7 protein-coding genes are annotated in these 10,916 nt (G+C 31.2%); all 7 read left to right on the top strand.

The window, feature by feature from the left end; genetic code table 11:
* Positions 1–124 precede the first annotated feature (124 nt).
* The 7 genes from Q0352_RS06895 to Q0352_RS06865 all read left to right on the top strand — a co-directional run bounded on the left by Q0352_RS06895 (position 125) and on the right by Q0352_RS06865 (position 10,885).
* Positions 125–1,633 (top strand): RagB/SusD family nutrient uptake outer membrane protein, encoded by a 1,509-nt coding sequence (locus Q0352_RS06895; protein WP_299525652.1) that lies wholly within the window; start codon positions 125–127, stop codon positions 1,631–1,633.
* A gap of 102 nt (positions 1,634–1,735) precedes the next feature.
* Positions 1,736–3,331 carry a glycoside hydrolase gene (locus Q0352_RS06890; protein ID WP_299525649.1) on the top strand — a complete coding sequence of 532 codons (1,596 nt, stop codon included), beginning with the start codon at positions 1,736–1,738 and terminating at the stop codon, positions 3,329–3,331.
* 1 nt (position 3,332) lies between these two features.
* Entirely contained in the window at positions 3,333–4,577 is a 1,245-nt protein-coding gene (locus tag Q0352_RS06885; protein WP_299525655.1) for a serine hydrolase, read from the top strand.
* Between the two features lie 12 nt (positions 4,578–4,589).
* Positions 4,590–7,769: a glycoside hydrolase family 2 TIM barrel-domain containing protein gene (locus Q0352_RS06880; RefSeq protein WP_299525646.1), complete on the top strand. Its 3,180-nt coding sequence runs from the start codon at positions 4,590–4,592 to the stop codon at positions 7,767–7,769.
* A gap of 216 nt (positions 7,770–7,985) precedes the next feature.
* Positions 7,986–9,134, top strand: coding sequence for a galactokinase (galK, locus tag Q0352_RS06875; RefSeq protein ID WP_299525643.1), 1,149 nt, complete (start codon positions 7,986–7,988; stop codon positions 9,132–9,134).
* 1 nt (position 9,135) lies between these two features.
* Positions 9,136–10,155 carry a UDP-glucose--hexose-1-phosphate uridylyltransferase gene (locus Q0352_RS06870; protein ID WP_299525640.1) on the top strand — a complete coding sequence of 340 codons (1,020 nt, stop codon included), beginning with the start codon at positions 9,136–9,138 and terminating at the stop codon, positions 10,153–10,155.
* A gap of 10 nt (positions 10,156–10,165) precedes the next feature.
* Entirely contained in the window at positions 10,166–10,885 is a 720-nt protein-coding gene (locus tag Q0352_RS06865) for an SDR family oxidoreductase (RefSeq protein WP_299525637.1), read from the top strand.
* Positions 10,886–10,916: the final 31 nt, after the last annotated feature.

The following is a 10,916-nucleotide window of genomic DNA, read 5'->3' as shown; positions in this document are numbered from 1 at the left end:
AAAATGAAGGATAGCAATGAAATTGAAAAATTTGCAAGAGAAAAATACTATTTAAAAAAAGACGATGAAGACATTTATATTATAGAGCAGGTAGACAGTATAAAAAACAAAAAAAATAAATACAATGAAAAATATAAAATATCTATTATTTATTTTAATTAGTTTGAACTTTATATCCTGTTCAGATTATATTGATAACGAGATTACAGGAAAACAAAATTTAGATAATTATTATTCTAATTATGTTGAATGTGATAAAGCCCTTATAGGGTGTTATGCTTCTTTAAGTCCTCAAGATTGGTGGGAAACAGATTTCTTTTGGATGGTAGGAGATGTTTGTTCTGATGATGCATTTAAAGGCAATACAAATGAAGGAGATCAAAGAGATTTTGGCAATTTGGCTAATTTTAACATCACACCTTCAAATGAGTGGTTAGATAGTAAATGGCGCTATACTTATCAAGGAATTTTCAGATGTAATCTTGCCATTGCAAGAATTCCTGATGCTCCAATTACTGCTGGACAAAAAGAGATTTTAGTTGCGGAAGCTAAATTTTTGAGAGCTGTTTATTATTTTGAATTGGTTAAAAATTGGGGAGGTGTGCCATTGTTAACCGAGCCTATTTCCGTGAGCGAAGCCAATTTAGAGAGATCAACCGAGGCGGAAATTTGGGCTCAAATAGAAAAAGATTTAACAGAAGCTAAAGAGTTTTTACCTATGAAATCTGAAGTTTCAGCTTCTAATGTTGGTAGGGCTACAAAAGGTGCAGCTTCTGCTTATTTAGCCAGAGCAGCCATTTTTCAAAAGAAATATGATGATGCACAAAGTTGGGCAAACGACGTTATAACGTCAGGTCAATACAATTTAAATGATCCTTTTAGTAAAGTTTGGAGTGTTGAAAATCCTAATGGAAATGGTTCAATTTTCGAAATCCAAAATTCTTATAACGAATTGTATGATTCTGGTAGCGCTTTACCTGTTTTATCAAGAAGTAGAGCAGATGGTGGATGGGGATTTTGTACTCCAAGCAGTAACTTAGATAATTTTATGGGAAATGATCCAAGACGTGCCTATACAATTATTAAACAAGGTGATTATGTTGATGCAGATCATCCTTCTTATGACACTGATCCAACACAAAATATGAGCGGAAGAATCAATAGAAAGTATTATTTATCTATGGGGGAACGTCCTGAAAAATCAGAGCATACCCGTTCACCATTAAATCATATTTTATTCAGATATGCTGATTTATTGTTAATTCATGCTGAATCTGCCTATTACAATGGAGATGAAAATACTGCCTTGTCATCATTAAACAAAGTTAGAAGCCGAGTTGGTTTGGGTAATATTATAGCAACAGGTCCACAATTAATTGATGCAATTTTTAATGAAAGACGTTTAGAGCTGGCAATGGAAGGACATCGTTACTATGATTTAAAAAGAAGTGGAAGACTAGCTGCTGCAATGGCAAGTTTTTTAAATTATAATTTAAATGAAAGTACAGATCTTTATGATGCAAAAAATGATGAAGGAAAATATTTTAATGCGTCCATTCATTCATTGTTCCCAATTCCACAATCTGAAATTAATCTTTCACAAGGTAAAATCATACAAAACGTTGGTTATTAATAAATTTAAACAAAGCACTCAGGTAGTAAATAATTAACTGCTTTAAAGAGTAAATAAACGTTATTTAAATACCTTAATATAGGCTGTTTTAATATTAAAATGATGAAAAAAAATAATATGTATCATATTTACATTATAGTATTATTGTTGTTATTTAATAATGCCTCTTGCAATGATTCCAAAACCGAAGATGATTCTGGAGAAGTCAATCCACCACCTAAAGATTATTTGGAAATAACATTGAAACCAAATAATATAAATCAAACTATTCATAGTTTTGGAGCCTCAGATGCTTGGAGTACACAATTTGTAGGTAAAAATTGGCCTCTAAATAAACGAAATCAAATTGCTGATTATCTTTTTAGTCAAGAAGTAGATGGCGCTGGAAAACCAAAAGGAATTGGCTTAAATACATGGCGTTTCAATATTGGTGGTGGTAGCACTTACCAAGGAAATAATAGTGGAATTGATGATGAATGGCGCAGAGCGGAATCATTTTTAACTATAACAGGTTTTAATTCGGACGCACAACAAGGACAACGTTGGTTTTTAACGGCCGCTAAAACAAGAGGTGTAAATGAGTTTACGGCATTTTCAAATAGTCCACCAACAATTTTAACAAAAAACGGAAAAGCATTCTCATCTGGAGGTTCTTCAGCAAATATTGATGAGAGTAAATACGCTGATTATGTCAGTTTTTTGGCTAACGTTATTGAAAATATTAAAGAGAAAGATGGTATAGAATTTAGTTATATATCCCCTTTTAATGAACCACAATGGGACTGGAAAGGAGGTCAAGAAGGTTCACCTTGGTTAAATACAGAAATTGCAGCTGTCACTAGAATTTTGGATGCAAAAATTGAAGAAAAAAATATAAACACTAAAATTGAAATTGCAGAATCTGGACAATTGAATTATTTATATGAAGATTCAAACAAAGCAGGAAGAGCATCTCATATCGAGGAATTTTTTAACATTGGCTCGCCTAATTATGTAGGTAATTTATTAAATATAGCAAATAAAATTTGTGGACACAGTTATTATACAACTTATGGAACTGCAAACTTAATTGATGTACGTGAAAAAGTGAAAAATAAAATTCAGCAAACCGATTCTTCATTAGAGTTTTGGATGTCTGAATATTGTTTGTTGGAAGATAATGATGAAATAAAAGGAAGTGGAAGAGATTTAGGGATTGATCCTGCGCTTTATTTGGCAAGAGTAATTCATACTGATTTAACTGTAGCGAATGCAAGTTCTTGGCAGTGGTGGTTGGCTATTAGCCCCTACGATTACAAAGATGGTTTGGTTTATATAGATAACAATAAAAATGATGGAGAAGTCTTTGACTCAAAAATGCTTTGGGCATTAGGGAACTATTCGTTTTTTATAAAAGAAGGCTATCAACGTATAGATTTAAACAGATCAGATAATCAAACTATTGAGCAATCTATCAACGGTTTATTGATTTCGGCATATAAAAAACCTGATAATTCAAAATATGTAGCTGTATTTGTGAATCAACGCACTATTCAAATTCCTGTAAAAATTAAGGTTGATGGGAAAAGCTCATTTAGTTCTAAATTATATCAAACATCGGCTTTAGATTCTGATGATTTAGCACCAAAAGGAAGTATTTCAAACAACGACTTATTTAATGTTCCTCCTAGAAGTATACTAACTGTTGTAATTGAATAAAATGCGATTAAAAAGTAAATTTATTGGTAGAATCTTTTTATTTTCATTTGTTATTGTTGGTTGTAATTTCAATAAAAAAATTGAGCAACCATTACAAAAAACAAGTCGTTTAGATTCGTTATTCAATGCAGCGGTAAGCAATGCAGAAATACCCGGAGCAGTTATTTATATAACAAAAAATAAAAAGGAGGTTTTTCATAAAGCATATGGCTTTAAAAATATAGAAGATAGCATTCCACAAGAAACGAATGATATTTTCAGAATGGCCTCTATGACCAAAGGATTAACAGCTGTTGCGGTGCTTCAATTGTATGAAAAAGGTTTACTGAACCTAGATGATAAGGTTAGTAAATATATTTCTGAGTTTAAAAACCCACAAATTTTAGTTGATGTTTTATCTGATTCAACATTTTCATCAGTGCTTGCAAAAAGTGAAATTACTATTCAGCAATTGCTAACACATACTTCTGGAATTGGTTACGGGTTTCAAGATGATAGATACAATGCTTTAGTTATTAAAAATAGTGTTAGTGAAGGATTTTGTGAAGATCAAAGAACTTCAATAGAGAACACAAGAAAAATAGCACAATTACCATTGCTAGCAAACCCGGGAGAAAGAAATATTTACAGTATGAGTTACGATGTTTTGAGTACTGTAATTGAGATAGTTTCGGGATTGAGGTATGATGAATATGTACAACAACACATTCTAACACCTTTAGAAATGTATAGTAGCTATTTTAATATTCCAATTTCAGAAAGAAAAAAATTGGTCAAAGTATATCAACCAGCTGAAGACAATAATGGCTTAATATTGACTACATATAACGATATTAATTACCCAGTTATTGAAAATAAACAATTCTTTTCTGGCGGTGCAGATTTATGCAGTACAGCTAAAGATTATACTAATTTTGTTTATATGATTATCAATAATGGTATTTATAAAAACAAACAAATACTTGGAGAAAAGTATGTAAAAATGATGTTGAGTAAACAAACAAATTTTGATGATGGTGATTCAGACCAAGGCTATGCAGCCTGGGTTACTAATATAAAAGGAGCTGAGAAAGGCCCTATGAGTATTGGTTCTTATGGTTTTGGGGGCTTTTTTGATACCTACACTTGGACAGATCCAAAAAAACAATTTACAGCTACATTATTACTACAAATGTACCCAACAAATGCACATAATATTCATGAAAAGTACCAGAAAATCGTGTATGATATTATAAATGATTTATAAAAAGAAATTAAAATGAAAATTCAATATTTAGCTATTATTCTGATTGTGTTAAACTCTTGTACAACTAAACATAAATACGTTGATGTTCCTTTTGAAGAGAAAGAAATTAACGATTGGGAAAACCCTGAAGTATTTGGTGTTAATAAAGAAGCTCCAAGAGCCTATTTTATTCCCTATTTAAGTGATGAAGATGTAATAATTGATAATGTAGAAAATTCACCTTTTTATACTTCCTTAAATGGTGAATGGGATTTTAATATGGTTTCAAAACCAGACGATAGACCTTACTATTTTTTCAAAGAAGATTATGATACTTCAGATTGGAAAAAAATAAAGGTTCCGGCAAACTGGGAATTAGAAGGATTTGATGTGCCTATTTATACCAATGTAAAATATCCTCACGAAAAAACACCCCCAAAAATTCAAGATCATTACAATCCTGTAGGTTCTTATCGGACATATTTCAACATCGAAAATTCAGATTTAGAAAAAGAAGTATTCTTGCATTTTGGAGCGGTAAGTTCGGCAATGTATATATGGGTAAATGGTGAAAAGGTTGGGTATAGTCAAGGAAGCAAAACACCTGCTGAATTTAACATTACGAAATATCTAAAAAAGGGCGAAAACTTATTAGCTGTTGAAGTCTACAGATGGAGTGATGGGAGTTATTTAGAAGATCAAGATTTTTGGAGATTAAGTGGAATAACCAGAGATGTTTATTTGTTGAATAGAGAGAAAACACGTATTAATGATTTTTGGTCACAAGCTAATTTAGTAAACAACTATAATGATGGAATATTTAAATTAGATGTTAATATAGAAAGTACTATTAATGGTAATTATATTGTTGAAACTGTATTGCTCGATGCCGATAAAAATGAATTTTATGCTAATGAGCAAAATGTTTCCCTAATTGATAATAATGCAACTATTAATTTTGAAAAAGAAATATTAAATCCAAAAAAATGGAATGCTGAAAATCCTTATCTCTATAATCTTATCATTCGATTAAAAAATGAAAATGGTGAAGTTATTGAAGCCGTTGGATCTGAGGTTGGTTTCAGAAGTGTTGAAATAAAGAGCGGGCAACTTTTAATCAATGGTAAAGCTATTTATTTGAAAGGAGTAAATCTTCATGAACATCATGACCGAAACGGACATTACATGGATGAAGAAACAATGCTAAAAGATATTAAAACAATGAAAATGTTTAATATTAATGCGGTTCGTACTTCTCATTACCCTCAACCTGAATTGTTTTATAAATTGTGTAATAAATATGGTTTGTATTTAGTTGATGAAGCAAATATAGAATCGCACGGAATGGGAGCATCTCATCAAGGAATTTTTGATACTATTCAGCATGTTGCCTATAGACCTGAATGGGAAAAAGCTCATATGGACAGAATTAAAAGTGTTGTGGAAAGAGATAAAAATCATCCTTCAGTAATTATTTGGTCTATGGGAAATGAATGTGGAAATGGGCCTGTGTTTTTTGAGGCTTATGAATGGATTAAAAATAAAGATCAATCACGCTTTGTTATGTTTGAACAAGCTGGGCTTGAAAGTAATACAGATATTGTAGGCCCAATGTACGCAAGCATAAATACAATACAAGATTACGCGCAAACATACTCAGACAGACCTTTAATTTTATGTGAATATGCCCATGCTATGGGAAATAGTGTTGGTAATTTTAAAGAATATTGGGATATGATGAAGGAATATCCTGTTTTACAAGGTGGTTTTATATGGGATTGGGTAGACCAAGGTTTGGTGAAAACTTCAGAAGAAGGAGAAGATTATTGGGCTTATGGAGGTGATTTTGGTCCAAAAGATGTGCCTTCGGATGGTAATTTCTGTTTAAATGGATTGGTAAATCCAGATAGAGTGCCCAAACCTGCATTATATGAAGTAAAAAAAGTACATCAGAACATTTTATTTACAACCATTGATTTGGCTTCTGGAAAAGTTCAAATTTCAAATGAATTTGATTTTACTAATTTGAATGCCTTTAATTTTAATTGGGAATTAATATCTGATGGGGAAATTATAGCGACAGGTAATTTTAATAAAATAGACATAGAACCATCTAATACTAAAATAATTGAAATTGCTTATCCTATTTTTGAAACTTCAAAAGAGGTGATTTTGACAATTTCCGCTACTACAAAATTTGAAAATAATTTAGTGCCAAAAAACCATGAAGTGGCTTGGGAGCAATTTATTGTTAGCGAAAAAAACAGTAAAATAGATTTAAATTCAGAAACTAAAATTGTTATAAATACTTCAGAAAAAACAGTTGATTTAAGCAGTAAAAATTGTAAAATTATTTTTGATAAATCAACAGGAATTATGACCAAACTTAGTTTTGGCAATGGTAAAAATTTAATTAAAGAAGCTAATGGTTTTACACCTAACTTTTGGAGAGCACCAACCGATAATGATTTTGGTAATGATTTACACAAACGTTGTGCAGAATGGCGTTACGTAACTAAGAACCGAACCTTAGCAAGTATCAATACTAAAATGAATGGTGCAAATGCTGAAGTAACAACGGTTTATAATTTAAACAATGATACTGGTAAGAACATTGCAGTTTTCACTTCTAAATACACTATTAATGGAGATGGGGAAATATTGGTTGAGAATGAACTTGTAAAAACAAAGAACAATCTTTCTGAAACGCCAAGGATTGGTTTAAATATTGAATTATTGGGTGAATACAATCAAATTTCTTGGTATGGAAGAGGACCTTTTGAAAGTTATTGGGATAGAAAAACAGGCGCAAAAATTGGTACTTATACAGGTAAAGTGGCCCACCAGTATTGGGCTTATATCCGACCTCAGGAAAATGGAAATAAAACAGATACCCGTTGGGTAAGTTTGACTAATAAAGATGGAGAGGGAATAATTATTAAAGGTATTCCTACAGTTGATTTTAGTGCACATAATTATATGATGGAAGATTTTGAATCTTTAGAAAGAACTGATGGTCGCCATAGAGATGGAGATATTGTTAAAAACCGTCATACTATTGATGTGAAACCTCGAGATTTAGTTTCTGTAAATATTGATTATAGACAAATGGGTGTTGGTGGTGATACAAGCTGGGGAGCTCATACTCATCCTGAATATAAATTAACAGATAAAACGTATCGTTATTCATTTGTAATCATTCCAAAATTATAAAAACAGCTTCCAATTAATATGAATATGACCAAAATAATTATTTTTTTATTAATTGGATCTTTTTTATCGTGTGAAAGTACACGTAAATCAGAAAAAAATAAAAAGGATAAAAAGGATAAAGACATATCCCTAACCAAGGAATTAAATAAAAATGAAAATAGGAATTATAAAAGTGTATAGTGTCAGCAAAAAGTAAACTTTTAAATTTATTTGAATATGAACACAGATTTAATAAATGAAATAAAAACAATTTTTATTGAGAAATTCAAAACGGCACCTTTTTTAATTTTTTCACCAGGAAGAATCAATATTATTGGAGAGCATACAGATTATAATGATGGCTTTGTATTTCCTGCTGCTATAGATAAAGGAATTGTTGCTGCTATTCAAAAAAGCAATTCTGATTTATGTAGTATTTTTGCTTTTGATAAAAATGAAACATATAAATTTTCTTTGGAAAACATTCAACCTTTGTCGAACGGTGGATGGAGGAGCTACATATTAGGAGTAGTATCAGAAATTCAAAAAAAAGGAATTAATCTTGAACCTTTTAATATCGTTTTTGGTGGGGATATTCCTGGAGGTGCTGGCTTGTCTTCATCAGCAGCATTAGAAAATAGTGTGGTTTTTGGTTTGAACGAGTTGTTTAATTTAGGCTTAACCAAAACAGAAATGATTTTTATTTCGCAGAAAGCAGAACATAATTATGTTGGCGTCAATTGCGGTATTATGGATCAATATGCCAGTATGTTTGGGCAAGAAAATAAGGCTTTATTATTAGATTGTAGAACTATAGAAGCGATACCTTTTGAAATTGATTTTAAAGATTATGAGCTGTTATTAATCAATACAAATGTAAAACACAGTTTAGCTGATAGTGCCTATAATAATAGAAGAGCTGTTTGTGAAAATGTAGCATCATTATTAAATGTTAAAGCGTTGAGAGATGCCACTGAAGAAGGTTTATTAGCAATAAAAGATCAAATTTCAGAAGAAGATTATCAAAAAGCTTTATTTGTAGTTCAAGAAAATAATAGAGCCCTGGCAGCTTCTGAAGCTATGGCAGCAAATGATATTGAAAAATTAGGCGAGTTGGTATTTAACTCTCACAATGGGTTACAACATCAATACAAAGTAAGTTGTGATGAACTTGATTTTTTAGTTGAATTGGCAAAAGATTGCGATGATGTTGTTGGCTCTAGAATGATGGGAGGCGGTTTTGGAGGTTGTACTATAAACATTATTAAAAGAGGAAAATCGGATGCTTTTTTTGAAAAAGTGGCACCATTGTATAAAACAAGATTTAATAAGGAATGCACACCTTATTCGGTAAATATCTCAGAAGGAACCCATATAATATCTTAAAATGAACACAGATTTACAAGATTACTCCCACAAACGTTTAAATATTTTAACTGGCGAATGGGTGTTGGTTTCACCACACAGAGCAAAACGCCCATGGCAAGGTCAAAATGAAGCAGTCTCAAAAGAAGTTAGACCATCTCATGATGAAAGCTGTTACTTATGCGCTAGAAACACAAGAATGAATGGAGAAATAAATCCAGATTATAAAGGTGCTTTTGTATTTACAAACGATTTTGCAGCACTTCAAAAAGATTCTCCATCATTTTCTATCAATGATGATTTATTACAAGCACAAAGTGAAACAGGTATTTGTAAAGTAATTTGTTTTAGCCCAGATCATTCAAAAAGTTTAGCAGAAATGTCTATAGAAGCTATTGAAAAAGTAGTGACTACTTGGAAAGAAGAATATAAAATTTTAGGTAGTGAAGAAAGCATAAATTACGTGCAGATTTTTGAAAATAAAGGTGCGGTAATGGGATGTAGTAATCCCCACCCTCATGGTCAAATTTGGAGCCAATCTTCATTGCCTAATGAAGTTTATAAGAAAGATATAAACCAATTGGCGTATTATCAAAAAAACAATAGAACGATATTAGAAGACTATGTTAAACAAGAATTAGTTCTAAATGAACGCATTATCTTTGAAAATGAAACTTTTGTAGTTTTAGTTCCTTTTTGGGCTATTTGGCCATTTGAAACAATGATACTCCCTAAAAAGGCTCAAAAAAACATAAGTTGTTTGACTGAAAAAGAGGAAAAACAATTTGCTGAAGCTATTTCTGTTTTAACGAAATCATATGATAAATTGTTCGATTGCTCATTTCCCTATTCAAGTGGAATTCATCAAGCTCCAACAAACAATAAGGAAAATAATCATTGGCATTGGCACTTGAGTTTTTATCCTCCATTATTAAGAAGTGCCACAGTTAAAAAATTTATGGTTGGGTACGAAATGTTTGGTTCTCCTCAAAGAGATATTACTGCAGAAATTGCAACTCAAAAACTGAAGGAATTAATTTAATAGACTTGTTATGAAATTGGATGATTTAATCAATAAAAATATTCTTGTAACAGGAGCAACTTCTGGTATAGGAAAAAACCTAACTATTAAGTTAATTGAAGCTGGAGCTAATGTTGCTTTTTGCGGTAGATCGATTGAAAAGATGACGACACTTTTAAATGAAATTGGAGAGACAAAAGGCCATATTCATTATAAAGCATTTGATATATCTAATGAAAATGAAATAATTTTATTTGTAAAAGAAGCGACAAACAAAATAGGAACATTTGATGTTCTAATCAATTGTGCCGGCGCAAATACCATGCGTTCATTGGTTTCAAAAATAGAAACAAATGACTTAATGTATATGTTAAAAATTAATACAATCGCTCCTTTTATTTTTATGAGAGAAGTCTACAGGAGTATGGAAATTGCTAAAAAAGGAACCGTCATAAATGTCTTATCTACAGTTTGCAATTTTTCAAATGAAGGTATTGGAGCATACACAGCCTCTAAAGCAAGTTTTGATGCATTAGTTAAAGTTTTCAGGAAAGAAGTTAGGCTTAAAAATATAAAAGTTTGCTCTATTTATCCTGGAGGCACAAACACTTCTTTTAGAAATACAAATAAACCGGAATATTTAGAAGTGGAAAGTGTGGTAGAGGCAATATTTACAATGATATTAGTTGATTTAAATGCATCAATAGATGAATTAACGATTAGGCCAATGGTAGAGAAAAATTATAATTAAAGAGATATTAATTTTATTAAAATTAAAATTA

The organism is uncultured Lutibacter sp., from assembly GCF_937891065.1.
Lineage (GTDB): Bacteria > Bacteroidota > Bacteroidia > Flavobacteriales > Flavobacteriaceae > Lutibacter.
Note: the sequence above shows the minus strand (reverse complement) of the source record. Positions and strands in the feature narration are given on the sequence as shown.